This is a genomic window from Kitasatospora humi, from assembly GCF_020907985.1.
Classification (GTDB): Bacteria; Actinomycetota; Actinomycetes; order Streptomycetales; family Streptomycetaceae; genus Kitasatospora; species Kitasatospora humi.
This window is the reverse complement of the sequence record NZ_JAJJPA010000001.1, coordinates 38,303-62,390: the sequence shown is the minus strand read 5'-3', so window position 1 is coordinate 62,390 and position 24,088 is coordinate 38,303. Positions and strand designations below refer to the sequence as shown.

The window sequence follows — 24,088 nt, the reverse complement described above, 5'->3', positions numbered from 1 at the left end:
GGTCCGCCGGGCGCCGTCGCGTTTCCCGGGCGGCTGCTCAGGCCAGCTCCAGCGCCAGGTAGAAGTCCACCCGGTCCTCCAACCGCGACAGGTCGCGGCCGGTCAGCTCCTCGATCCGGCCGATCCGGTACCGCAGGGTGTTCACGTGCACGTGCAGCCGGGCGGCGCAGCGGGTCCAGGAGCCGTCGGAGCGCAGGAACGCCTCCAGGGTGCGGACCAGGTCGGCCTGGTGCTCCAGGTCGTAGCCGATCACCTTGTCGAGCAGCCGGCTGCGGAAGGCGCGCCGCACCTCGTCGGGCACGGCGGCGAGCAGCAGCACGTGGGAGGCGAGCTCCTCGGGGCCGGCCACGCAGACCCGGCCGACCCGGGAGGCGGCGATCCGGCGGGCGTGCCGGGCCTCCTCCAGGGCGCCGCGCAGGGCGCCGGCCGCCTGGGCGGGCGCGGAGACGCCGACCGTGATCCGCCCGGCCGGGCCGAGCCCGGCCTCCAGCGGGGCCAGCAGGTCGCGCAGTGCGTCGGCCGGCACGGGCGCCGCGGGCGCGGGCAGCACCACCACGGCGCCGGTGCCGTCTGCGGCGACCAGTGCGCGGTCGGCGGTGCCGGTGAGCGCCTCCTCCAGGACGGCCCGCACCGCGCCCTCCGGCAGGCCCGCGCCCTCGGCGCTGATGGCCAGCCAAGTCTCTTCGGGCGTGGGCGAGTTGGCCATGGCACTCGGGTATCCGGCCATCACGGCAGCGGCGTGCAGGGTGCGGCTGATCTCGGCCGGGTCGGCGTCGCGGCGCAGCAGTGCCAGGATCTCGTCCGCGAGCCTGCGGCGCAGCCGGCGGTCCTCGTCGCGGCGGGTGCGCTCGGCGGCGACCAGCCGGGCCAGGTTCTCGGCCAGTTGCTGGCGCTTGGCGGTCCATTCGGTGATGTCGCCGGCGATGGCCAGCAGCCAGTCGGCGAGCGGGGCCGGCGCCTCGGGGTCGGCGGCCGCGGGCAGCAGCGAGTAGGTGCCGGTGGTGAGCTGGGCCCGGTGCGGCGGGCGGCGGCGCTGCCGCTGGGCGGCCAGGTGGGCGCGGACCAGCTGGTCGCGGTCGGCGGCGCCCAGGTGCTCGGCAGGTCCGGCGATCACCCGGCCGGTCGGGCCGAGCACCCAGCAGTCCAGGTCGAGGTCGCCGCCGAGCAGTTGGAGGACGGCGTCCAGTCCGCCGCCGCCGGCCGCGGAGACCAGCTGGCGGTGCCGGTCGACCAGCGCGGCCAGGTCGGCGGCGCGGTCGGCGGAGACCTGGCGGCCGACGTACTCGGTCAGGGTGGCGAAGGCGACGTCGTCGGGGACGGCCAGCAGCGGCATCCGGTGCCGCCGGCAGGCTTCGACCAGGTCCTCGGGGATCGGTCCGACCTCGGCGGCGCCGGCCGCCAGTGCCACCGCCCCGCCGGCCGCCAGGGTGCGCACGAAGCGCTCCGAGTCCGCCGGTGAGGTGCGCCAGAGCATGCCGGTGAGCACCAGTTCGCCGCCGTGCAGGTAGCGGCTCGGGTCCTGCAGGTCCGTGGTCATCACCCCGGTGACCTGTCGGCTGAGCTCCTCATCGGCGGCCAGCAGGTGCAGCTGTGGGGCGCCGGGGGCGAGCAGGTCACGGACGCGCATCCGCTGACTCCTTCGTCTGAACGGGGGTGACCGGTGTGTCGGGGCGGGACGGGGGACAGTGTGCCCGGTGCCGCGCGCCTTCGCGCGGGCCGGTTCAGGCGGCCGTGACCTCAGCCGTCGGCCGTGACCTCGACCGCCGCTTCGGAGGTCACCGCCGGACTACGGCCGGAAGGCACGGCCGGGGCGCCCGCTCGGGGTGTCCGGTGTTCGCCGTGCTCAGCGCTGAGCGCTGCCCTTAGAGGAACGTACAGGATGCCGGGTGGCGGCGGCGCACGGGCTTCATGCCATCGGTGACTGCCTGTGGGTTCCCGGTCGGCGGTTCACTGGCCGTACGCCGCTGGACACGCCGCGGTGGCCGAGCTGAGGAGGCACCCGCATGGAGTTCCTGCGGCCCGCCGGTTGGGACGAGGCGCTCGCGGCGAAGGCCGAGTGCCCGACCGCGCTGCCGATCTCGGGCGGCACGGACGTCATGGTCGAGATCAACTTCGACGTGCACCGCCCGGCGGCGCTGCTCGATCTGAACCGGGTCACCGAGCTGGCCGAGTGGACGATCGAGGACGGCGTGGTCCGGTTGGGCGCGGCGGTGCCGTACGCACGGATCATCGAGGAGCTGTCCGGTCCGCTGCCGGGCCTGGCGCTGGCCGCGCACACGGTCGGTTCGCCGCAGATCCGCAACCGCGGCACGGTCGGCGGCAACCTGGGCGCCGCCTCCCCCGCCGGTGACTCGCACCCGCCACTGCTGGCGGCCGGCCGCGACGTCGCCGTGGAGGTGGCCTCACGGGCGCGCGGCACCCGGCTGATCCCGATCGACGACTTCTACCTCGGGGTGAAGCGCAACGCCCTGGCGCCGGACGAGCTGATCCGCCGGGTGCACGTCCCGGTCGCGGACGGCCCGCAGCAGTTCTCCAAGATCGGCACCCGCAACGCCATGGTGATCGCGGTGGCCGCGTTCGGATTGGCGCTGCACCCGAGGAACCGCACGGTGGGCACCGGGATCGGCTCGGCGGCCCCGACGCCGCGCCGGGCCGTCGAGGCGGAGGAGTACCTGCGCGGCGTGCTGGAAGAGCAGCGGCTGTGGGAGTCGGGCGCACCGCTCGGCAGCGAGGTGGTCCAGCGGTTCGGCGAGCTGGTCCGGGCGGCCGCCGCGCCGATCGACGACGTGCGCGGCACCGCCGACTACCGGCGGCACACCCTGTCGGTGATGGCCCGGCGCACCCTCACCTGGTGTTGGAACGACTACGGCAAGCAGATCAGGAGCGCGGCATGAGGGTTGCTTTCACCGCCAACGGCAGGCCGGTCGAGGCGGACGACGTGTGGGAGGGCGAGAGCCTGCTCTACGTGCTGCGCGAGCGGGTGGGCCTGCCCGGCTCCAAGAACGCCTGCGAGCAGGGCGAGTGCGGCTCCTGCACGGTCTACCTGGACGGGGTGCCGGTCTGCGCGTGCCTGGTCGCGGCCGGTCAGGTGCAGGACCGCGAGGTGCGCACCGTGGAGGGGCTGGCGGATCCGGTCAGCGGTGACGTGGGCGTGGTCCAGCAGGCGTTCCTCGACGCCGGCGCGGTGCAGTGCGGGTTCTGCACCCCGGGCCTGCTGGTGCAGACCCACGCGCTGCTGGCCCGCGACCCGCGACCCGGCGACACCGACATCCGCGAGGCGCTGAGCGGCAACCTGTGCCGCTGCACCGGCTACGAGAAGATCATGGACGCGGTGCGGCTGGCCTCGGCCCGCGTGAGCGCACAGGGGCGGGGTCAGGCATGAGCGAGCGTGGCGGGCGAGTCACCAGGAGCTGTGCGTCGTGCGGAGTGCCCACCCAGCGCGGCGAGGTGGGCGCATGAGCACGCGCACGATCCAGGACCAGAAGAACCTGCGCAAGCTCAACCAGGCGTCCCGGCACGGCATCGGCGCCTCCCCGCTGCGCCCGGACGGCACGTTGAAGGTGAAGGGCGAGTTCGCCTACTCCTCCGACCTCTGGCACGAGGACATGCTGTGGGGCATGGCGCTGCGCTCGCCGCATCCGCGGGCGACCATCCTCTCGGTGGACGTCTCCGAGGCCCTGAAGACCCCGGGCGTCCACGCGGTGCTGACCCACGAGGACATCCCCGGATCCAAGTTCTACGGTCTGGAGATCGCGGACCAGCCGGCGCTGGCGATCGACAAGGTCCGCTACCACGGTGAGGCGATCGCCATCGTGGCGGCCGACCATCCGGAGACCGCCCGCCGGGCGGTGCGCAAGATCAAGGTCGAGTACCGGGTGCTCACCCCGATCACCACCGAGGAGCAGTGCCTCCACCCGGAGACCTACGGCTACGTCCACGAGCCGCAGGAGTACAAGTCCCACGCCCACGGCAACATCTGCCACGAGCAGCGGCTGGTCTGCGGTCTGGGTGTGACCGACGAGGTGCGGGCGATGGCGGACGTCATCGTCAGGGGCGAGTACGAGGTCGGCATGCAGGACCAGGCGTTCCTGGGCCCGGAGTCCGGACTCGCGGTGCCGGCCGAGGACGGCGGCGTCGACCTCTACGTGGCCACCCAGTGGCTGCACGTGGACCGGCAGCAGATCGCCCCGGTGCTGGGCCTGCCCGAGGAGAAGGTGCGGCTCACGCTGGCCGGGGTCGGCGGCGCGTTCGGCGGCCGCGAGGACCTGTCGATGCAGATCCACGCCTGCCTGCTGGCGCTGCGCACCGGAAGGCCGGTCAAGATCGTCTACTCCCGCGACGAGTCCTTCTTCGGCCATGTGCACCGCCACCCGGCGCGCCTGACGTATGAGCACGGCGCCACGAGGGACGGCAAGTTGGTGTACTCCGACGCCCGCATCGTGCTGGACGGCGGCGCCTACGCGTCCGCGTCCCCGGCCGTGGTGGGCAACGCGGCCTCGCTGGGCAACGGCCCGTACGTCATCCCGAACGTGCGGATGCACGCCCTCGCGCTCTACAGCAACAACCCGTCCTGCGGGGCGATGCGCGGCTTCGGTGCGGTGCAGGCGGCGTTCGGCTACGAGAGCCAGATGGACAAACTCGCCGCGGCGCTCGACATGGACCCGGTGGAGTTCCGCCGGCTCAACGCCATGGCGGAGGGCGACCTGATGCCGACCGGGCAGCGGATCGACGCGCCCGCCCCCGTCGCCGAACTGCTGCGGCGGGTCAAGGACATGCCGTTGCCGCCACCGCTGGACCCGACCGACCCGGACATCCGCACGCTGCCCGGCGCGCGCTCCAACACCTCGCACGGCGAGGGCATCGTGCGGGGCGTCGGCTACTCGGTGGGCATCAAGAACGTCGGCTTCTCGGAAGGCTTCGACGACTACTCCACCGCCCGGGTGCGCCTGGAGGTCATCGGCGGCGAGCCGGTCGCCATGGTGCACACCGCGATGGCCGAGGTCGGGCAGGGCGGCATCACGGTGCACGCCCAGATCGCCCGCACCGAGCTGGGCGTCGAGCAGGTGACCATCCACCCGGCCAACACCGAGATCGGCTCGGCCGGTTCCACCTCCGCCTCCCGCCAGACCTACATGACCGGCGGCGCCGTCAAGCTGGCCGCCGAGGCGGTCAAGCAGGAGCTGATCGCCAGGGGCCGCCGCCGGTACGGCTGGACGCAGCACGACATCGAGCTGGCCGACGGCAAGGTGGTCTCCAGGTCCGCCGGCGTGCTGGTCCCGATGGTGGAGCTGCTCGGCGACGGGGCGATCGAGCTGACCCGCGAGCACCACCACCGCCCCACCCAGCCGTTCGACCCGCAGACCGGCCAGGGCTTCGGCCACGTGCAGTACAGCTTCTGCGCCAACCGCGCGGTGGTCGACGTGGACGTGGAGCTGGGCCTGGTCAAGGTGGTGGAGCTGACGGCCGTCCAGGACGTCGGCAAGGCGCTGAACCCGCTCGCGGTGATCGGCCAGATCCAGGGCGGCTGCACCCAGGCACTCGGCCTGGCGGTGATGGAGGAGATCATCATCAGGGACGGCGAGGTGCGCAACGCCTCGTTCACCGACTACCTGATCCCCACCATCCTGGACACCCCGCCGATTCCGGTGGAGATCCTCGAACTGCCCGACCCCAACGCCCCGTACGGACTGCGCGGGGTCGGCGAGGCCCCCACGGTCTCCGCCACCCCCTCGATCGTCGCCGCGATCCGCCAGGCGACCGGGATCGCGCTCAACCGCATCCCGGTCCGTCCCGAGCACCTCACCGGGACGCTGTAGCAACGCCCCCGTGAGTCGACACCGTCCCCCTGCCCGGTTCCCCCCATGACCCGTCAGGTCGACTCGCCCACGCCCAATCCCCACCGACACTTGGGAGTGGACACATGACCCGGATCCCGACGGAGCCGGCCCCCACTGGAGCGGTCTCCGGCCCCGCCACCAGACCCGGCGCCCTGGACGCGTACTTCCGGATCTCGGCCCGCGGCTCGACCGTCGGCGCCGAGCTCCGCGGCGGCCTCACCACGTTCATGGCGATGGCCTACATCCTCCTGCTGAACCCGCTGGTCCTCAGCGGCCCCGACGTCACCGGCAGCAGGCTCGACCACGCCCAGCTGACCACCGCCACGGCACTGGCGGCGGCCGTGACCACGGTGCTGATGGGCGTGGTCGGCAAGGTGCCGCTGGCGGTCGCCGCCGGGCTGTCGGTCTCGGGCGCGGTCTCCGCCCTGGTGGTGCCGCACACCACCTGGGCGCAGGCGATGGGCCTGTGCGTGGTCTACGGCCTGCTGATCGTGCTGCTGGTGGTCTCCGGACTGCGCGAAAGGATCATGAACGGGATCCCGCTGCCGCTGAAGCACGCGATCACCATCGGGATCGGTCTGTTCGTCGCACTGATCGGCCTGCACAAGGCGGGTGTGGTGACGGGCGGCGGGCCGACGCTGCTGTCGCTCGGGCCGGCGGGCGAGCTGACCGGCTGGCCGGTGGTCTGCTTCGCCGTCACCCTGCTGACCATCATCGTGCTGCTCGCCCGCCGGGTGCGCGGCGCGATCCTGATCGGCATCGCGGCCGGCACCGTGGTCGCCGTGCTCGTCAACTCGGCTGCGCACCTTCCGGCCAAGTCCTGGGGCAGCGCACCGCCCGCCCTCCACGGCAGTCCGGTCGCGGCGCCCGACTTCGGCCTGCTCGGCCGCGTCGACCTGGTCGGCGCGTTCGGCCGCGGGGGCCTGGGGGCGATCAGCGCCTCGGTGGCGGTCTTCACCCTGGTGCTGGCCGGTTTCTTCAACGCGATGGCGACGATCATCGGGGTCGGCACCGAAGCCGGTCTGGCCGATGGTCGGGGCCGGATGCCGGGCCTGTCCCGGGCGCTGTTGATCGACGGCGCCGGCGGTGCGATCGGCGGCCTGGCCGGCGCGTCGGGGCAGACGGTCTTCGTGGAGTCGGCCACCGGGGTCGGCGACGGCGCCCGGACGGGGCTGGCCTCCGTCGTCACCGGCGGGATGTTCGCGCTGATGCTCTTCTTCGCGCCGGTCGCCGGCCTGGTCCCGGTCGAGGTGGGATCGGCCGGCGCTGGTGGTGATCGGCGCGATGATGATGGGCCAGGCCCGGCACGTCGACTGGGGTGACCGGGAGACCGCCGTCCCGGCGTTCCTGACCTGCGCCCTGATGCCGTTCACGTACAGCATCACCGCGGGAGTGGCGGCCGGAGTCGTCTCCCACCTGGCGATCAGGGCCGGCACCGGCCGGTGGCGGGAGCCCGGGGCGGTGATGTGGGTGCTCGGCGCGGTCTTCCTGGTGTACTTCGCGCTCGCTCCGATCAAGGAATGGCTGGGTGTGCACTGATCACCGGATCCGCGACGCCCGGGCCGCGCGCTGGGGCACCGATCTTTGAGATCATCGTTGGGTAGCCGACAGGAGCCGCCGACATGCAGGACATCGCCGAACAGTTGCAGGCCTGGCACGCCGCCGGGCGCCCGTTCGCCGTGGCGACCGTGGTCGGTGTCTCGGGCAGCGCACCGCGCGATCCGGGGGCGGCGCTGGCGGTGAACGACGCCGGGGAGGTGGTCGGCAGCGTCTCCGGCGGCTGCGTGGAGGGGGCGGTCTACGAACTGTGCCGGACGGCGCTGGAGACCGGCGCCCCGGTGCTGGAGCGGTTCGGCTACAGCGACGAGGACGCCTTCGCCGTCGGCCTGAGCTGCGGCGGGGTCCTGGAGGTGTTCGTGCAGCGGGTGCAGCCGGGTGGCGACACCGGGCTGGACGCCGGGATCGCCCTCCTCGGCGCCGGGACTCCGGTGGCGCTGGCCCGGATGGTCGACGGTCCGGCCGGGCTGCTGGGCGCCACGGTCGCCGTCACCGGTGACACCCACGACGGCAGCCTCCCTTCGCTGACCGGCGATTTGGAGCGCTCGCTGGTGGCCGAGGCGCGGGCCATGCTGGACGCCGGCCGCACCGGCGCGGTGACCCTGGCGCTGGACGGCCGCCCGTGCGACCCCACGGCGGCCGGCACGGTCACCTTCTTCGTCGAGTCCTTCGTGCCCAAGCCGCGGATGCTGGTCTTCGGTGCGATCGACTTCGCCGCCGCCGTGGTCAGGATCGGCAGGTTCCTCGGCTACCGGGTGACGGTCTGCGACGCCCGCCCGGTCTTCGCCACCGCGCGCCGGTTCCCAGACGCCGACGAGGTGGTGGTGGAGTGGCCGCACCGCTACCTGGACTCGCAGCTCGACCGGCTGGACGGCCGCACCGTGCTCTGCGTGCTCACCCATGACGTGAAGTTCGACGTACCGCTGCTGGAGCGCGCGCTGCGGCTGCCGGTGGGCTTCGTCGGGGCGATGGGGTCGCGCCGCACCCACCGGGAACGCGACGCCAGGCTGCGCGAGGCCGGTCTGACGGACGCGGAGATCGCCCGGCTGCACTCGCCGATCGGCCTGGACCTCGGCGCCCGCACTCCGGAGGAGACCGCGGTGGCGATCGCGGCCGAGATCGTGGCCGGCCGCCGCGGCGGCGGCTGCCTGCCGCTCTCGGCCGGCACCGGGCCGATCCACCACGACCTCAACCGGCCGCGGCGCGGTGCGTTCCGGGTGGCCTGAGCCGCCGTCAGCTCCCAGGAACCTCCCAGTCGGACCCTCCGTCAGCCCGGTTTCCTGGGTGTCCGCCGCGCCTTGGGTCCGAGCGGGCACTCTGCGGTCGTGGATGGTCACCGAGACCGCTTCGATGGCGGATGATGTGGCAGTGCAAAACGCAGATCAGTTCGGGTTCGCCGATGCCGCCGGCCCGCCCCCGACCCCGCCCGCCGCTGCACCGCCAGGCGCCGAGTCCGGGGCGGCGGGGGCGCTCGACCGTGCCGTCCGGGCCGCCCAGGCCGGGGACGAGGACGCCTTCAGACAGGTGTTCCGCACCGTGCAGCCGCTGCTCCTGCGGTATCTGCGGGTACTAGTGGGAGGTGACGGGGCCGACGCCGAGGACGTCGCCTCGGAGACCTGGCTGCAGATCGCCCGTGACCTGCACACCTTCCAGGGCGACGGGGACGGCTTCCGGGGCTGGGCCGCGACCATCGCCCGGCACCGCGCGATGGACCACCTCCGGGCCCGGCGCCGCCGCCCGGCCGCGGACCTCCCGGAGGAGTACCTGACCGAGCTTCCGGCGGGCGACGACACCGAGGGCGCGGCGCTGGCCACCGTCGGCACCCAGGAGGCGCTGGCGATGATCGCCGGCCTGCCCAAGGACCAGGCCGAGGCGGTGCTGCTGCGGGTGGTGCTGCAGCTGGACGCCGAGACCGCCGCCCGGGTGCTCGGCAAGCGGGCCGGTACCGTGCGGATGGCCGCCCACCGGGGCCTGCGCCGGCTCGCCAAGCTGCTGGAGTCCCCCGGCGCCGTCCCCGCGCCGCGAGGCGCCGCGGCCCGGCTGCGCGTCCGGCCGAGAAAAAACCCTGCCGAAGGTGTGACACCGCCCGGGGCCACGACGCTGAAGGACATGAGATGAGCACCAACCGATCCCGTCGGATCGACCGCGACGTTGCCGAGCAGCTGCTCGGCGGCGAAGCCGTCGGTACGGTCGGTGGTCCCGGCGCCCTCTCCCGAATGCTCGCGGCCGCGGCCGCCCCGGCGACCGAGCGTGAGCTGGCGGGTGAGGAGGCGGCGGTGGCCGCGTTCCGGGAGGCCGCTCGGCTCGCCCCGACCCGTTCCAGCGTGCCACCCCGGAGGAGCCGCCCGATGGCCGAGTGCGTCCCGGCGCGCCCGCGCGTGGCCGCGCGGTTCCTCGGCGCCCGCGCCGCGGTGGCGGCGCTCGCGGTGACGGCGCTCGGCGGGGTCGCGGTGGCGGCCGGCACCGGGCACCTGCCCGCGGTGCTCGGCGGCGAGTCCCCCAACCTGTCCTCGCAGAACACCGCGGCCTCCGGCTCGGCGGGCGCCCAACCCGGCAGGGGCCACCTCGGCGCCTCGACCGCACCCCGCCCCGGCGGCCCGGCGGCCGACCGCACCCAGCCCGGCAGGCCGCCGGCGTCCGCACAGCCGACCGACGGGGATTCGAACAGCCCGTCCGGTGATCCGTCGGCCCAGCCCGCGGGGTCGACGGGGGCCGCGCTGCTGGCGCTGTGCAAGGCGTGGCCGCAAGACGGTCAGCAGGGCGATTCGGATTCCCGGTTCGAGCCGCTGACGCGCGCGGCGGGCGGCTCGAACCGGGTGCGCGCGTTCTGCGCCGACCTGGCGCGGCGGTCTCCGGACCCCGGCGGGCCGACCGCCCCCGCGCCGGCGGCGGCGAGCCCGACGGACGGCGACCGGAAGGGGCCGCCCGGACACCAGGGCGGCGACTCGGGCGGCCCGGGCAGCACGCACGGCAAGCCCGGCCCCCCGAGCCAGGACCCGGGCGGCGACGCCGGCGAGCACGGCGGCAACGGTGGCGGGAACGGCCACTCACGCCCCGGCCAGGATCCCGGCCAGAACCAGAGCCAGCCGGCGGGAGGCCACGGCAGGCAGTAGGACCAGCAGACTTCCGACCGCCGGGGGCTTTCCCCGGGCACCCCAGCGGTCGGACCGCCGGCAACCGTTCACTCTCGGCTGCCGGCAGCGCCGCCCGTTGATGGTCTCCCCCGGGGCCATCAGGGCGCGGCATCGTTCTGGGTCCGACCCGGCTGGGGTCGGCCGGGTCGGACCCAGAACGCCTGACCTCCCGCTGCGGCTCCACCGTGCGTGAACGCCGACGAGCTGTCGGGCGGAACGCGCGGCTGCCGAGCGGAACGCGCAGCTGCCGGGCGGAACGCGCCGACTGCCGGGCACCGGCTGACCGCGTGCCCCAGTAGGGCGGGTCGCCGCGAGCGGGCTCCCCGCCGGGCGACGTCACCCGGCGTCGAGCTTGGCCAACTGTCGCAGCAGCCCCGGCCACAGCCGCCCGACCAGCCGAGCCGCCCTGGCCTCCACGGTGACCGGCACCACCGGCTTGCCGGTGCGCACCGCCTTGACGATCTCGGCCGCCACCTTCTCCGGCGGGAACCCGCGCCGGGCGTAGAGCTTGCTGATCCGGGCCTGCTTGGCGGCCTGCTGCTCGGCGGTCAGCCCGGAGAAGGTGGAGGTGCGGGCGATGTTGGTGTTGACGATGCCGGGACAGATCGCGCTCACCCCGATGCCGCTGTCGGCGAGTTCGGCGCGCAGGCAGTCGGAGAGCATCAGCACCGCCGCCTTGCTGGTGGCGTAGGCGGCCAGCACCTTGGACGGCAGGTAGGCGGCCGCCGAGGCCAGGTTGACGATGTGCCCGCCCTGGCCCCGGTCGGCCATCAGGTCGCCGAACGCCCGGCAACCGTGGATCACGCCCCACAGGTTGACGTCCAGGACCCGCTGCCACTCCTTCTCGGTGGTCTGCAGGAAGGTCCCGGAGTGGCCGATGCCGGCGTTGTTGACCAGGACGTCCGGCACGCCGTGGGTGGCGGCGACGGTCTGCGCGAAGGCGTCCACGGCGGGGCCGTCGCTGACGTCCACCTGGTAGGCGTGGCCGGCGCCGCCGAGCAGCTCCACGAGTTCGGCGGTGCGCTCGGCTGCGGCCAGGTCCAGGTCGCAGACCACCACGGTGGCCTGCTGCTGTTCGGCGAAGGCCAGCGCGGTGGCGCGTCCGATCCCGCTGCCGGCCCCGGTGATCACCACCAGCGGCCCGGTGCTGCCGCTCGTTCCCGAACTCCCCTCCTCGATCCGCCCGGTGAACTCCCGCACCATCCCGGCCACCGTCGGACCATGCTCCAGCAGCGCGGACCAGTGGGTGGCGTTCAGCTGACGTCGCGTCAGATTCGGCACCCAGCGCTCCAGGCCCTCGGAGAGGAAGGTGTTGACGTAGTGGTCGCGCAGCAGCGTGATCAGCTGCACCGGCACCTCGGTGGGCCGCTCGCGCGGCGAGCGCAGCGTGGGCCGCATGTTGGCCCGGTACAACTCGATGCCTCGCACCGCATCCTGACGCAGCGTCGGCTGCGGGTGCCCGGCGCGCGGGTTGACCGCCTCCAGGTCGCGCAGCACCCGGGGCCAGGCCCGGGCCAGCCCGAGGCGCCAGAACGCGGGTGCCAGGAAGGGCAGGTGGAAGGCGGTGATGTACCAGGAGTGCGCGCCCTGGACCAGCAGTTGGCGCAGGTGCCGGGGGGTCGGGCGGCGCATCCGGTGCCGGATCCAGTACCCCATGTGGTCCAGGCAGGGGCCGGAGATGCTGGTGTAGGAGGCGAGTCGGCGCTCCGCACCGGGCTCGGTGACGGCCTCCCAGGCTTGCAGCGAGCCCCAGTCGTGGGCGACCACGTGCACCGGCCGGTCGGGGCTGACCGCGTCGGCCACCGCGAACAGGTCGGCGGCCAGCAGGGCCAGGCGGTAGCCCTCGCGGCTGTCCGGGATCCCGGACCCGCCCGCGCCGCGGACGTCGTAGCGCACCACATGGTGGTCGGCGGCGAGGTCGGCGGCCACGTCGTCCCACACCACATGGGTGTCCGGATAGCCGTGCACCAGCAGCACGGTGGGGCCGTCCGGGTCGCCCTGCTCGAAGACGGCGAGGTCGATGCCGGCCGAGTGCACGAAGCGGCGGCGGGGTTCGGTCCAGGCGTTCATCGGGCTTCCTCCGGCTGCTCGTTACGGTCGGACTCGCCGCGGGCGGGCCCGGCAGGGACGGACTCGCCGCGGGCGGGTCCGGCAGGGTCGGACTCGCCGCGGGCGGGCCCGGCAGGGACGGACTCGCCGCGGGCGGGCCGGGTCCAGCGCCGCACGCGTGGCAGGTCGTCGTCCAGCCAGTGGGCGTTTTCCTCGGTGGCCACCGGCAATTCCTCGAACTTGATCTCAGACCTCCAGGACCAGGGTCTCGCCCTCGGCCGCCCGGGAGACGCAGGGCAGCAGGGCTCCGTCGGCGCGCTCCTCGGCGGTGAGCCGGCGGTCTCGGTGTTCGGGGGTGCCGGCCAGCACCCGCACCCGGCAGGTGCCGCAGAATCCCCGGTGGCATGAGTACGGCGTGCCGGGCCGGGCCGCGCGCAGCACGTCCAGCGCGGACTTGTCGGCGGGGACGGCCAGTTCCTCCCCGGTGTCGGAGAGCCTGAGGGTGAACGGTCGGCCGTCGCGCACCGGGGCGGCGCCGAAGCGCTCGAAGTGCAGCGCGGTGGCCGGCGAGGCGTCGAAGGTCTGCTGGACGGCGGCCAGCATGGGGGCCGGGCCGCAGCAGTAGACGGCGGCGCCCCGGGCGGCCCGGGCCAGCAGCTGTTCGCCGGTGGGTGTGCCGCCGACCAGCAGCGTCACCCGGCCCGGCGCCAGCGCCGTCAGCTCCTCGGTGAACGGCATGGTCTCGCTGCTACGGCCGGCATGGACCAACTGCCAGTCCAGGCCGCGCCGCTGGGCCTCACGGGCGATCGGCAGCAACGGCGTGATGCCGATGCCGCCGGCGATCAGCAGCAGGCGGGGTTCGGCGCAGAAGACGAAACCGTTGCGGGGCCGGCGGACCGTCAGGCGGGCGCCGGGGTGCAGGGTGTCGTGGATCTCCACCGAACCGCCGCCACCGCCGGCGATCCGCCGCACCGCGATCCGGTAACCGGTGCGGTCGGCTGGGTCGCCGCAGAGCGAGTAGTGGCGGATCCGGCCCGAGGGCAGGGTGAGTCGGAGGTGGGCTCCGGGCTGCCAGGGCGGCAGCGGGCCGCCGGCCGGATCGGCGAGGCGCAGCTCCACCACGTCGTCGGCGATCCGGCGGTGGGCGGTCACCACCAGGACCAGCGGGGCACGGCCGCGGCTGGGCGGGCGGCGCGGGCTGCGGCGCAGCGGCGGGCTGCCGAGGGCGGGGGTGTAGACGTCGCTGAACCGGGTGAGGAGTGCGAAGAAGCGGTCGGCGCGGGGGCGGCCGTAGAGGTCCGGCGGCGGGTTGTCCAGGTCGTGTCGACTGGTGCGGCCGAAGGCCAGGGTGGGGGCCGGGGCGGGCGCCCCCGGGGGCGGGGCGGGCTCGGCGGCTCGCGGGGGCGGGGCGGGCTCGGCGGCTCGCGGGGGCCGGGCGGGCTCGGCCGCCTGGCCTGTCGATGGGGTCATCCCTGTCGATGGGGTCATCCGGGGCTCCTGGAGGGACGGCTCAGCGGGCGGCGGCGGCCCGGGCGGCGGGCGAGGTGGCCAGGTAGCCGAGCGCCTGGGCGCTGGAACCCTCCTGGGTGGGGTGGTAGCGGGGCTTGAAGTACCGCAGCCCGGAGCGGACGGACTGGATCGGATCGGGCAGCATGCCGCGCTGCGAGACGTCCCAGGCCTGCCGCCAGCTGGGCTTCAGCCGGCCGCGCAGCTCCGGGTCGGCCGCCAGCAGGAAGCGCACACCGCGCACCCAGAGGTGCACCAGCAGCGGCCCGCCCAGCAGCATGCCGCGGATCCGCCGACCGTAGCCCCGGTCCAGGTGGACCAGCAGGTCGAAGGCCACGCTGCGGTGCTCGACCTCCTCGGCACCGTGCCAGCGCAGCAGGTCGAGCATCGTCCGGTCGGCGTCGGCCCGCTCCAGGCCCGGCGAGTTGAGCGCCCAGTTGCCGAGGAACGCGGTGAAGTGCTCGATCGCGGCGACGAAGGCCACCCGCTCGATGGTGTTCTCGCGCCGCCGACGGGGGCTCAGGTGCGGCTTCGGCCCGAGGACCCGCTGGAACAGCCAGGCGATCTGGCGCACGTACGGGCGCGGGTCGAGGCCCTGGCCGAGCATGTGGTCCAGCACCTCCTGGTGGGCCTCGGCGTGGATCGCCTCCTGGCCGATGAAGCCGAGCACCTCCTCGCGCAACTGCTCGTCGGTGATCAGCGGCAGCGCGTCCTTGAAGACCTCGGTGAACCAGCGCTCGCCCTCGGGCAGCAGCAGGTGCAGCACGTTGATGGTGTGGGTGGCGAACGGTTCGTCAGGGATCCAGTGCAGCGGCAGCCGGCTCCAGTCGAACTTCACATCGCGGGGCTCCAGCACGAGGTCGTTGTGGACCTCTGCGGCGGTTCTGGGCATGGGGCCCTCCGTAACCTGCGGGCGTGGGGCAGCTGACCTCGAGGTGGCAGCGGGGTGGCAGCACCTCAAACTACTGGCCGGTATCGCCCGGGACAAGGGTCTGGAGCCCTCTTATCAACAGTTGGTCTAATAAGGTCGCGAACGGTCCAACTCCGGTCGCCGCTCGGACTCTCCGCACCTAGCGTGAGGTCGCCGGTACCGTCCGGCAGGAGAGGAGCAGAACCATGATCACCGCCCGTGACATCATGCACGCCAACGCACAGTGCATCGACGCCGAGCAGACGCTGCGCGAGGCCGCGAAAATGATGAAGGCCAGCGGAGTTGGCGCACTGCCGATCTGCGGCCCGGACAAGAAGCTCAAGGGCATCATCACCGACCGCGACATCGTCCTGGAGTGTCTCGGCGCCGGCAAGGATCCCGACACCATGCGGGCCATGGACCTGGCCGGCCACCTGCACTGCGTGCGCGCCGACGACAGCATGGAGGAGGTGCTGAAGAAGATGGAACAGCACCAGATCCGCCGGATGCCGGTGATCCACGACGGCAAGCTGGTCGGCATCATCACCGAGAAGGACCTGGCGATGGGCCACCGGATGTCCAAGGGCGTCACCGACCAGCAGATCATCGACTTCATGGACAGCATGTTCGCCAAGAACTGAGACCACGCGGGCCGTGCGCACCCCAAGCGGGGCGGGCCGGGAACCCCTACCCGGGAGCCCCGGCCGCCCCGCGGCCCGTCACTCGGCGCCGAGCGCCTCCACCAGCCCGGGCAGGCCGCCGCGAGCCTTGATGAAGCCAAGGTGGTCGTGGAAGTCCCGGCTGTGCACGATCAGGCCGTCGCGCACCCTGAGCACCTGGATGTTCGAGACCTCGAAGGTGCGGTTGGTCGACGTCTGGCGCACCTCGTAGTCGTACTCGGCGACGATCACCTCGGGATCGTCGGTCTCCCGGACCACCTGGTTCTTCCCGGTCAGCGTGAACGGAGCGTTCTCCCTGAGCACCTCCAAGCGCTCCCGGAGCGCGGCCCGCCCCTCGATCCGACGCGGCGCGACCGGCTCGAAGACGATCTCCACCACGGCATCCTCGGCATACAGCTCGGCCAGCCCGGCGAACCGGCCGGAGGTGATTCCGGCATGCAGCTTCTCGAAGACCTCGCGCGGCGTTGCGGTTTCAGTCATGATCAACCCCCAGACACACCGGTCGCTAGAATCGGACTAGCGACTCCGGTTTCTCTGGGAGCGACGATACGGACTGGCGACTCCGGTTGTCCAGCGACGGGAAGGACCAGGACGACGTGAGCACTGACCAGGCGCGCCCGCTGCGGGCGGACGCGGCCCGCAACCGGGCCCGGCTGCTGGACGTCGCCGCGCAGGTGTTCGCCGACCGGGGCGTCTCGGTGACCACCGAGGAGATCGCGAAGGCGGCGGGCGTCGGGGTCGGCACGCTGTTCCGGCACTTCCCGACGAAGGAGGCGCTGCTGGAGGCGGTGCTGGTGCGCCGCCTGGAGACGCTGACCAGCGAGATCGGCCGGCTGACCGAGGAGCAGGAACCGGCCGCCGCGTTCTTCGCCTGCTTCACCCTGATGGTCGACCAGTCGGCCGGCAAGAAGGAGTTCGCCCAGGCCCTGACGGCGGCCGGGGTGGACGTGCACCAGAAGCTCCACGAGCCCGGCCGGCTGGTCCGCGCCCGACTGGCCGACCTCCTGGTCGGCGCACAGCGGGCGGGCGCCGTGCGGGCCGACTTGGCCGTGCCCGAGCTGCTGGCCCTGCTGGTGGGCACGGCCGTCATGGTGGAGCGCCTGGGCCAGGACCAGGCGGGCCGCGAGCGGATCCTCTCGGTGATCTTCACCGGCCTGCGGCCGGCGCACTGAGCGAACGCTTGGTCAGAGGCGCTGAGGCGGAGGCGGATCCGCCGCGCATCCGGGCAACCAGGCCGCGGCGCTCCCCCGGCCGCGAGCCGCGACGGCTCAGCGGCGTCCGGCGGTCGTATGGTCGAAGCCCGATGCCGAGGAGGACGTCCGATGCACAGCGTGACCTATTCGATGGGCGTCTCCCTCGACGGCTACATCGTCGGGCCGGACGGCACCTTCAGCTGGACGGCCCCCGACGAGGAGGTCTTTCGCTTCGTCACCGACGAGATCCGAGGGGTCGGCGTCCACCTGTTGGGACGACGGCTGTACGAGACGATGCTGTACTGGGAGACCGCCGACCAGGATCCGTCGCTCGACGACTCCATGCTCGAGTGGACCGCGATCTGGAAGCCGCTGCCGAAGGTGGTGTTCTCCACCACGCTGTCGGCGGTGCAGGGCAATGCCCGCCTGGCCTCCGGCGGCCTGGCGGAGGAGATCCAGCGGTTGCGGGCCGAGCCCGGGGAGGCCGAGATCGCGATCGGCGGCGCGACTCTCGCCGCCGAGGCGGCCGCGCTGGGGCTGATCGACGAGTACCGCGCCAGGGTCTACCCGGTGCTGGTCGGCGGTGGCGTTCCGTTCTTCCCCCAGCACGAGCGTCGGGTGGATCTCGAACTCGTCGAGACCCGCACCTTCAGCTCGGGGGTCGTCTACCTGCGCCACCGCGTGGCGCGCTGGTCGGCGGGTGGCCGGTGATGACGGCCGCCCCGGCCGGCGGGCGGCCGGGGCGGTGCCGGGGCGCAGGGGCGGGGCGGTGCCGGGGCGCGGGACCGGTCCGGGGTCCGCGCCGTCCCCTGGCCCGAGGTCGCCGGGCTCCTGGGCATCCACGAGCACCCGGGCCGGGGCGCCGCGGGCCGCCTGCTCGGGTACCGGCTGCTGGTCCGCGACGGCACGTCGTTCGTCATCCCCCGGATTCCGGCGGACGGCCACGACGCCTTCACGGACCGGATCGTCGACGCCGTGCGCCGGCACCGCCGCCCGACCCTCTGAGCGATGACCGCCTCGCCTGCCGCCGCCCGTGGTGCAACTGAGCGCTCCGGCGCAGCCGTCAGACCGCCATCGCCAGCATCAGTGGTGCCGCCCGCTCGGCCAGCACCTCGGCGGCTGCGCGCAACCGGTGCGCGCTGCTGACCGGCAGCGACATCGCCAGGCAGCCCACCGTGCTGCCGGCGGCGACCGGCACCGCGGCGCAGACCGTGCCGAGCGCGTACTCCTGGAGGTCGAGCATCGGGGTGCTGCTCGGCTGCTGCTCCAGGCGGTGCAGCAGTTGCTCGCTGTCGGTGATGGTGCGCGAGGTGAGCCGGGCGATCGGGTGCCGGGACAGGTGGTCCAGGCGGCCGTCGTGGTCGAGTTGGCTGAGCAGGCACTTGCCGATCGCACTGGCGTGCGCGGTGGCCTTGAAGTCGACCCACTCGTGCACGGCGGGCGCGTGCTCGCCCTCGGCCACCGCCTCGACGCGGAGTTCGCCGTCGTGGTAGCGGCTGAAGTAGACGGCGGCGCCGAGCTCGTCGCGCAGTTCGGTGAGCTTGTGCTGCAGGCGGATCCGGACCAGCTGCTCCCGGTTGCTCTGGCCGAGCATGGCGAAGGTGCCACCGAGCAGCCAGGCGCCGTCCACCGCCTGGAGGTAGCCCTCCGTGCTGAGCAGGTCGACCAGTTCGCGTACGGCGGGCTCGCTCATCGCCGTCTCCCGCGCCAGGTCGTGCAGCGTGGCCCCGTAGGGGTGTCGGTCGACGGCCTCCAGCAGCCGCAGCGCACCGCGAACCGCACCCTGTGGTCCGGCCGCACCTCGGTCCAGCGCGATGTGACCACCCTGGCCGGGTACCGGCATGGTCCGCTCCTTCCGTCGCACTCGACAGCCCCGTCGGCTTCCGTCGGCCGCAACCGGCGAAGACCAACCTCCAGCCTAGCTTCCGACGGGCCGTCAGGTTCGTCGGTCGGGGCGAATTCCCGCAGGTGACGGGTATTGGCCGAATGGCATATGCCAGTCGGCCAAGGGGCCTGGCACCCTTGACAGGGAAGCCGGTGCTGCCGTGCTCCCTCTCTCCCCTGCCTCCCGGAGACGGTCGGCCGAAGCGTTGGCGGCCGCCGCCCGGCAGGTCTGCCGAGCGGAGCCCGGGTCGCCGCCTGTGGGCGCTGAGGCGGCTGAGGGGGCTGAGGCGGCCGATGTGCCCGAGGTGGCTGAGGCGGCTGAGGGGGCTGATGTGCCCGAGGTGGATGAGGCGGCTCAGCGGGCATCCGACCGGCGGCTGAACCAGTGGTCCAGCAGCGCCGCGGGGAGCTCGTCGGCCCCGGGCAGCGGACGGCCGGCGAGCAGGGCGGCGGCCGCGGCGCCGGTGAGCCCGGCCGCGTGCAGCACCGCGGTCGCCTCGGCGGCCGGCAGCGCGTTGAACCAGCGCAGCGCCAGACGCTCCTGTCCGACCTCGGTGAGCCGACCGGTGAGGCGCAACCGGGCAACGCCACCGTCCGGGTGGATGCCGAGGCGCACATGGGTCGCGGCGCGGCTGCCGGACAGCCGCAGCCGGTGCCTGGTGTCGGGCTGCAGCCGGGTGCGCGGCAGGATCTCGAACCAGCCCCCGGGGTCCCCGTCCGGGTCGCCCACGGGGTCGGCGGCCGGGTCGCCCCCGCCGGTGGCGTCGTATCCCATCAGGTCTGCCCAGCCCGGGGCGTTGGCCACGAAGTGGCTGGTGTCCACCTCGACGGCCAGCAGCTCGCCACTCCCGGCCAGGGCGATCCGCACCCAGTCGCCGGCCTTGTCGCGCCGACGCCTGGTTTCCCAGCCCTCGCCCATGACCGTGGCGCGACCGGGAGCATTGAGGTGGTGCGGGGAGGAGAAGTAGCGGTCGGACGCGGCCTCGGCCACCCCGCCGTACTCCTGGGCGGCCAGGTCGAAGGTGAGGCCGGCCAGGTCGCGGGGATCGGGCAGCACCTCGCCGTGCACCCGCAGCCGGGCGACGCCGCCGTCCGGCCAGATGTTGAGCCGCACATGGGTGTAGCGGGTGGGGTCGGTGACCGCGAACTCGTGGGCGGTGTCGCCGCGCAGCGGGGTGCGGGGCACGATGTCGGTCCACTCGGCGGTCGCCAGTTCGGCGGGTGACGGGTGGCCGGGTACCGACGCGGCCTGCACCGAGCCGCTCTCCGGGTGGTTGCCGGTGAAGTGCGCGGTGTCCACGATCACGTCGTGGATCCGGCCGGCGGCGCCGAGGCGGACGATGACCCAGTCGTGGTCCTCGTCGCTGGGGTGCGGATGCTCGGCGCTGGGCCCGCGCCGGCGCCGGGATTCCCAGCCGTCCATGATCTGGCCCTTGAGGCCGAAGGTGTGGGGGCGGAACTCGGCGGGCCGGGCGAGCAGCAGGTGTTCGGCGTCGGCGAAGGTGTCCTCGTTGGTGGCGACCACGCCGGCGCCGAGCAGTCGGGAGGCGAGGTTGACCAGGTCGGCGAAGGGAGCGGTGGCGGGCGGACGGTCACTCATGTGTCGCTCCTCTGGGCGGGACAGGGCTGGTTCAGGGTCGGCGCAGTTGCCGGCCGAACGGTTCGGCGTGCGGGTCGACCGGGCGGCCGCGCAGCCAGGTGGTGCGCACGGTGCCGGTGAGGGTGCGGCCCGCGTAGGGAGTGACGGGGTGGCGGTGGTGCAGGGCCGCCGGGTCGACGGTGAAGGCACCCTCCGGATCGAAGGCCACCAGGTCGGCGTCGCAGCCCACCGCGATGCTGCCCTTGGTGCTGGTGAGGCCGACCAGTTCGGCCGGCCCGGCGGCCATCCATCGGACCACGTCGGTCAGTTGGTGCCCGCGCCGACGAGCCTCGGTCCAGATCGCCGGCAGGCCGAGCTGCAGGGAGGCTATGCCGCCCCAGGCCTTGACGAAGTCTCCGCTACCACCGTCACCATGACGCTGCTTCAGCTCGCTGGTGGCCGGCGAGTGGTCGGAGACGACGCCGACGAACTCGCCGTCGGCCAGGGCGGCCCAGAGCCGGTCGCGATTGGCCTCGTCGCGGATCGGCGGGCAGCACTTGAAGGCGGTGTCGCCGTCCGGCACCTCCTCGGCGGCCAGGGTCAGATAGTGCGGGCACGTCTCGGCGGTCACCCGCACGCCGTCGGCGCGGGCCCGGGCGAGCAGCGGCAGCACCTCGGCCGAGGAGACGTGCAGGATGTGCACTCGGGTGCCGGTCTGCCGGGCGGCGGCCAACAACGTTGCCACGGCTGCGGATTCAGCGCGGTCCGGGCGGGAGGCCAGGAAGTCGCGGTAGTGGCGGCCGGGCACCTGGGGGGCCGCGGCCAGTGCGCCGGGGTCCTCGGCGTGGATGACGGCCAGCGCGCCGAGCCGGGCCTGCTCGGTGAGCGCCTCGGTGAGTTCGGCCTGGCCGAGGTGCCCGAACTCATCGACCCCGGACGGCGAGAGGAAGCTCTTGAAGCCGAACACCCCGTGCTCGTGCAGGGCTTGCAGGTCGCCGGTGTTGCCGGGAACGGCACCGCCCCAGAAGCCGACGTCGACCCAGGTCTGCCCGTGGGCCGCCCGCCGCTTGACGGCCAGGCCGGCCGCGGACGTGGTGGGCGGTACGGAGTTGAGCGGCATGTCGATGATGGTGGTCACGCCGCCGGCGGCGGCCGCCCGGGTGGCGGTGGCGAAGCCCTCCCACTCGGTGCGGCCGGGCTCGTTGACGTGCACGTGGGTGTCGACCAGGCCGGGCAGCAGGGCGGTCTCCCCGAGGTCGGTGAGTTCGTCACCCGCGAGCGAGCCGTGGGCGCCGATCCGCTCGATCCGACCGCCGCGGACGAGCACATCGGCCGGTCGCTCGCCGTCCGGGAGGACCGCTCGACGGGACCGGATCACCATGCTCGACTGCTGCATCAAGGACCTCCGAGAAGGGTTGCCGCAGTGGGAACGGCTGGGAGCCTAGGGCCGCCTTCAACAAAACGTCAATGCGTGGAACGCGCGAACGTGGCTGGAACCCGCGCCACTTCAGGCCCCGGAGAGCAGCTCACGGGCCAACCGCTCTCCTGCCCGTTCGGCCAGCTCACCGGCTCTGGTCAGACTGTCGCCGGGGTGCTCGGCCAGGTCGGTGAGGGCGTAGGCGGCGACGAAGCCGGCCCGGCGCCAGGCGCTCTCGGCCAGGTCGACGCGGCCCGCCACCGCGGCCACCGGAACCCCCGCTCCGGTGGCCGCCGCGGCGACTCCGGCGGGCGCCTTGCCGTGCAGCGTCTGTTCGTCGAGGCAGCCCTCGCCGGTCACGACGAGCGCTGCCCCGCGCACGGCCTCGTCGAAGCCCAGCAGATCGAGCAGCAGCTCGATGCCGGGTCGCACGGTGGCGCCGAGCAGCGCCAGGGCGGCGAAGCCGACCCCGCCGGCCGCCCCGGCGCCGGGCGCCTCGCGCAGCTCACGGCCCGTGGCCTCCCGGACCACCTCGGCCCAGCGGGTCAACCCGGCTTCCAGCACGGCGAGTTCGGCGCCCTCCGCGCCCTTCTGCGGGGCGTACACGGCGGTGGCGCCGCGCGGGCCGAGCAACGGGTTGTCGACATCGCTCGCCACCGTGACCTCCACTCCGCTGAGGACGTCGGCGAGCGGTCCCCGTTCCAGCCGGTGCAGCCGGCGCAGGGCCGCACCGCCCGGCGGGAGTTCGGTGCCGTGCTCGTCGTAGAGGCCGGCCCCGAGCGCCTGCACCAGTCCGGCCCCGCCGTCGGTGCCGGCGCTGCCGCCCAGGCCCAGCAGGATCCGCCGGGCACCGGCGCCGACGGCCCGGCCGATCAGCTGGCCGACCCCGTAGGTGCCGGCGGCCAGCGGTGCGGTGCGGCCGCCGGGCAATCGGGACAGGCCGGCGGCTTGGGCCAGTTCGACCACGGCGAGATCGCCCCGCAGCGCGAAGGCGGCGTCCACCGGCAGTCCGGTCGGTCCGGCCACCTTGGCCGGGACCCGGCTGAAACCGGCCGCCAGCGCGGCGTCCAGGGTGCCCTCGCCGCCGTCCGCGACCGGCAGTCGGCGGACCTCGGTGCCGGGCGCCGCCCGGTGGATGCCCGCGGCCAGCCGGGCGGCGGCCTCGGCCGCCGTCAAGGTGCCCTTGAACTTGTCGGGGGCGACGACCACATGGCCCTGGGTGGGGGTGGCGGACATTCGGTGGCTCACTTCCGGGTCGAACCGATGCTGCGGTCCATCCTGCGACGGATGGAGCAGGCGACCGGGCAGGTGATGCCCTCCTGGGGGGCGGGCACCACCAGCGGCGCCCTCCCGATGGCGCGAGCACGGCCGGCGCCCTCCCGACGGCGCGAGCACGGCCGGACCGGTTCACGCCACCAAGGGGGGCCGTGGTCAGCGCGGTCCGCGCCCGGCCAGTCGCTCCACGCCGCGCAGCAGCGCCGAGTGGTCCAGCGAGCCGTCGCCGTTGGCCCGGGCCGAGGCGACCAGTTGGGCGGCCACCGCGCCGAGCGGCAGTGGTGCGCCGACGGCGCGCGCGGCAGCGGTCACGATGCCCATGTCCTTGTGGTGCAGGTCGATCCGGAAGCCGGGCGCGAACGCGCGGTCGAGCATGTTGGCCTTCTTGCGGTCGAGCACCGCGGAGCCGGCCAGCCCGCCGCCGAGCACGTCCAGTGCGGCCGCCAGGTCGACGCCCGCGTTCTCCAGGAACACCACGGCTTCGGCCAACACCTGGAGGTTCACCGCGACGATCAGCTGGTTGGCGGCCTTGACCGTCTGCCCCGCGCCCGTCGGGCCGACGTGGACGACCGTGGTGCCCAGGGCGTCGAGCAGCGGCTTGGCCTCGGCGAAGGCCTCGGGTGCGCCGCCGACCATGATCGACAGCACCGCCTCGACGGCGCCGGCCTCGCCGCCGGAGACCGGGGCGTCCAGGGTACGGATGCCCTTCGCCCGGGCCGCGGCCTCGACTTTGGCGGAGGTCTGCGGCGCGACCGAGGACATGTCGATCACCAGGGTGCCGGGCCCGGTGTGCTCCAGCACACCGCCCGCACCGAGGATCACCTCCTCGACCTGCGGGTCCGCCGGGACCATGGTGATGACCACCTCGGCCTCCCGCACCGCCTCGGCGATGCTGCCGGCGCCGTGGCCGCCGACCGCCACCAGGGCGTCGATCTGCGGCTGGGTCAGGCTGTGGCCGGTGACCCGGTGGCCGGCCCTGACCAGGTTGGCGGCCATCGGGGCGCCCATGATGCCGAGGCCGATGAAGGCGATCCTGCGACTCATCGTGCTCGTCCTTAGGTCGAGAG

The 24,088-nt window shown here is 73.9% G+C and carries 20 protein-coding genes and 1 pseudogene; 10 read left to right on the top strand and 11 right to left on the bottom strand.

What is annotated here, in order from left to right; translation table 11 throughout:
- Positions 1 to 37: 37 nt before the first annotated feature.
- On the bottom strand, positions 38 to 1,627 hold the full coding sequence (locus LN042_RS00310) for a PucR family transcriptional regulator (RefSeq protein ID WP_230047672.1): 1,590 nt from the start codon (positions 1,625 to 1,627) through the stop codon (positions 38 to 40).
- A 376-nt stretch (positions 1,628 to 2,003) separates the two neighbouring features.
- On the opposite strand from LN042_RS00310, the gene LN042_RS00305 reads away from it, so the two are divergent.
- From LN042_RS00305 to LN042_RS00275, 7 genes and pseudogenes are all read left to right on the top strand, one after another.
- Positions 2,004 to 2,894 carry an FAD binding domain-containing protein gene (locus LN042_RS00305; protein ID WP_230047671.1) on the top strand — a complete coding sequence of 297 codons (891 nt, stop codon included), beginning with the start codon at positions 2,004 to 2,006 and terminating at the stop codon, positions 2,892 to 2,894.
- Complete coding sequence (locus LN042_RS00300) at positions 2,891 to 3,382, top strand: (2Fe-2S)-binding protein (protein WP_230047670.1); 492 nt, start codon at positions 2,891 to 2,893, stop codon at positions 3,380 to 3,382. Before LN042_RS00305 ends, LN042_RS00300 begins: the two co-directional genes overlap by 4 nt.
- 73 nt (positions 3,383 to 3,455) lie before the next feature.
- Positions 3,456 to 5,816 (top strand): xanthine dehydrogenase subunit D, encoded by a 2,361-nt coding sequence (gene pucD, locus LN042_RS00295; protein ID WP_230047669.1) that lies wholly within the window; start codon positions 3,456 to 3,458, stop codon positions 5,814 to 5,816.
- Between the two features lie 104 nt (positions 5,817 to 5,920).
- Positions 5,921 to 7,376, top strand: a pseudogene (locus LN042_RS00290) (NCS2 family permease).
- An 83-nt stretch (positions 7,377 to 7,459) separates the two neighbouring features.
- A complete protein-coding gene (locus tag LN042_RS00285) occupies positions 7,460 to 8,620 on the top strand; it encodes an XdhC family protein (protein WP_230047668.1) in 1,161 nt (386 codons plus the stop codon).
- Between the two features lie 142 nt (positions 8,621 to 8,762).
- Entirely contained in the window at positions 8,763 to 9,512 is a 750-nt protein-coding gene (locus tag LN042_RS00280) for an RNA polymerase sigma factor (protein WP_230047667.1), read from the top strand.
- Positions 9,509 to 10,507, top strand: coding sequence for a hypothetical protein (locus tag LN042_RS00275; protein WP_230047666.1), 999 nt, complete (start codon positions 9,509 to 9,511; stop codon positions 10,505 to 10,507). Before LN042_RS00280 ends, LN042_RS00275 begins: the two co-directional genes overlap by 4 nt.
- 357 nt (positions 10,508 to 10,864) lie before the next feature.
- Here the strand turns inward: LN042_RS00275 and LN042_RS00270 are convergent, their stop codons facing one another.
- From LN042_RS00270 to LN042_RS00255, 4 genes are read right to left on the bottom strand one after another with little or no spacing between them, the layout of a single operon-like run.
- Entirely contained in the window at positions 10,865 to 12,598 is a 1,734-nt protein-coding gene (locus LN042_RS00270; protein WP_230047665.1) for an SDR family oxidoreductase, read from the bottom strand.
- Positions 12,595 to 12,801, bottom strand: coding sequence for a hypothetical protein (locus LN042_RS00265; RefSeq protein WP_230047664.1), 207 nt, complete (start codon positions 12,799 to 12,801; stop codon positions 12,595 to 12,597). The genes LN042_RS00270 and LN042_RS00265 overlap by 4 nt, the downstream gene beginning before the upstream one ends.
- Positions 12,802 to 12,823: 22 nt before the next feature.
- A complete protein-coding gene (locus LN042_RS00260; protein ID WP_283843510.1) occupies positions 12,824 to 14,065 on the bottom strand; it encodes a PDR/VanB family oxidoreductase in 1,242 nt (413 codons plus the stop codon).
- A 22-nt stretch (positions 14,066 to 14,087) separates the two neighbouring features.
- Positions 14,088 to 14,975, bottom strand: coding sequence for a metal-dependent hydrolase (locus tag LN042_RS00255; protein WP_230047663.1), 888 nt, complete (start codon positions 14,973 to 14,975; stop codon positions 14,088 to 14,090).
- 224 nt (positions 14,976 to 15,199) lie between these two features.
- Here LN042_RS00255 and LN042_RS00250 point away from each other — a divergent pair, with 224 nt between their 5' ends.
- Complete coding sequence (locus LN042_RS00250; protein WP_230047662.1) at positions 15,200 to 15,634, top strand: CBS domain-containing protein; 435 nt, start codon at positions 15,200 to 15,202, stop codon at positions 15,632 to 15,634.
- Between the two features lie 78 nt (positions 15,635 to 15,712).
- Here the strand turns inward: LN042_RS00250 and LN042_RS00245 are convergent, their stop codons facing one another.
- Entirely contained in the window at positions 15,713 to 16,153 is a 441-nt protein-coding gene (locus LN042_RS00245) for a nuclear transport factor 2 family protein (protein ID WP_230047661.1), read from the bottom strand.
- 116 nt (positions 16,154 to 16,269) lie between these two features.
- On the opposite strand from LN042_RS00245, the gene LN042_RS00240 reads away from it, so the two are divergent.
- The gene (locus LN042_RS00240; protein ID WP_230047660.1) at positions 16,270 to 16,845 is read left to right on the top strand and encodes a TetR/AcrR family transcriptional regulator; all 576 of its coding nucleotides are present in this window, start codon (positions 16,270 to 16,272) and stop codon (positions 16,843 to 16,845) included.
- 150 nt (positions 16,846 to 16,995) lie between these two features.
- The gene (locus LN042_RS00235) at positions 16,996 to 17,577 is read left to right on the top strand and encodes a dihydrofolate reductase family protein (protein WP_230047659.1); all 582 of its coding nucleotides are present in this window, start codon (positions 16,996 to 16,998) and stop codon (positions 17,575 to 17,577) included.
- A 352-nt stretch (positions 17,578 to 17,929) separates the two neighbouring features.
- Here LN042_RS00235 and LN042_RS00230 read toward each other — a convergent pair whose 3' ends face one another.
- The 5 genes from LN042_RS00230 to LN042_RS00210 all read right to left on the bottom strand — a co-directional run bounded on the left by LN042_RS00230 (position 17,930) and on the right by LN042_RS00210 (position 24,065).
- Positions 17,930 to 18,682, bottom strand: coding sequence for an IclR family transcriptional regulator (locus LN042_RS00230; protein WP_372495662.1), 753 nt, complete (start codon positions 18,680 to 18,682; stop codon positions 17,930 to 17,932).
- 423 nt (positions 18,683 to 19,105) lie between these two features.
- Complete coding sequence (gene alc, locus LN042_RS00225; protein ID WP_230047657.1) at positions 19,106 to 20,350, bottom strand: allantoicase; 1,245 nt, start codon at positions 20,348 to 20,350, stop codon at positions 19,106 to 19,108.
- 31 nt (positions 20,351 to 20,381) lie between these two features.
- Positions 20,382 to 21,725, bottom strand: a complete 1,344-nt coding sequence (gene allB, locus LN042_RS00220) for an allantoinase AllB (RefSeq protein ID WP_230047656.1) — start codon at positions 21,723 to 21,725, stop codon at positions 20,382 to 20,384.
- A 111-nt stretch (positions 21,726 to 21,836) separates the two neighbouring features.
- A complete protein-coding gene (locus LN042_RS00215) occupies positions 21,837 to 22,982 on the bottom strand; it encodes a glycerate kinase (RefSeq protein WP_230047655.1) in 1,146 nt (381 codons plus the stop codon).
- 195 nt (positions 22,983 to 23,177) lie between these two features.
- A complete protein-coding gene (locus tag LN042_RS00210) occupies positions 23,178 to 24,065 on the bottom strand; it encodes a 2-hydroxy-3-oxopropionate reductase (protein WP_230047654.1) in 888 nt (295 codons plus the stop codon).
- Between the last annotated feature and the right edge of the window lie 23 nt (positions 24,066 to 24,088).

Excerpts from the sequence above, each read along its gene's own strand:
- LN042_RS00310 (WP_230047672.1), bottom strand. The coding sequence starts at position 1,627 with ATGCGCGTCCGTGACCTGCTCGCCCCCGGCGCCCCACAGCTGCACCTG.
- LN042_RS00305 (WP_230047671.1), top strand. The coding sequence starts at position 2,004 with ATGGAGTTCCTGCGGCCCGCCGGTTGGGACGAGGCGCTCGCGGCGAAG.
- LN042_RS00300 (WP_230047670.1), top strand. The coding sequence starts at position 2,891 with ATGAGGGTTGCTTTCACCGCCAACGGCAGGCCGGTCGAGGCGGACGAC.
- pucD (WP_230047669.1), top strand. The coding sequence starts at position 3,456 with ATGAGCACGCGCACGATCCAGGACCAGAAGAACCTGCGCAAGCTCAAC.
- LN042_RS00285 (WP_230047668.1), top strand. The coding sequence starts at position 7,460 with ATGCAGGACATCGCCGAACAGTTGCAGGCCTGGCACGCCGCCGGGCGC.
- LN042_RS00275 (WP_230047666.1), top strand. The coding sequence starts at position 9,509 with ATGAGCACCAACCGATCCCGTCGGATCGACCGCGACGTTGCCGAGCAG.
- LN042_RS00270 (WP_230047665.1), bottom strand. The coding sequence starts at position 12,598 with ATGAACGCCTGGACCGAACCCCGCCGCCGCTTCGTGCACTCGGCCGGC.
- LN042_RS00260 (WP_283843510.1), bottom strand. The coding sequence starts at position 14,065 with ATGACCCCATCGACAGGGATGACCCCATCGACAGGCCAGGCGGCCGAG.
- LN042_RS00255 (WP_230047663.1), bottom strand. The coding sequence starts at position 14,975 with ATGCCCAGAACCGCCGCAGAGGTCCACAACGACCTCGTGCTGGAGCCC.
- LN042_RS00250 (WP_230047662.1), top strand. The coding sequence starts at position 15,200 with ATGATCACCGCCCGTGACATCATGCACGCCAACGCACAGTGCATCGAC.
- LN042_RS00245 (WP_230047661.1), bottom strand. The coding sequence starts at position 16,153 with ATGACTGAAACCGCAACGCCGCGCGAGGTCTTCGAGAAGCTGCATGCC.
- LN042_RS00235 (WP_230047659.1), top strand. The coding sequence starts at position 16,996 with ATGCACAGCGTGACCTATTCGATGGGCGTCTCCCTCGACGGCTACATC.
- alc (WP_230047657.1), bottom strand. The coding sequence starts at position 20,350 with ATGAGTGACCGTCCGCCCGCCACCGCTCCCTTCGCCGACCTGGTCAAC.
- allB (WP_230047656.1), bottom strand. The coding sequence starts at position 21,725 with ATGCAGCAGTCGAGCATGGTGATCCGGTCCCGTCGAGCGGTCCTCCCG.
- LN042_RS00215 (WP_230047655.1), bottom strand. The coding sequence starts at position 22,982 with ATGTCCGCCACCCCCACCCAGGGCCATGTGGTCGTCGCCCCCGACAAG.
- LN042_RS00210 (WP_230047654.1), bottom strand. The coding sequence starts at position 24,065 with ATGAGTCGCAGGATCGCCTTCATCGGCCTCGGCATCATGGGCGCCCCG.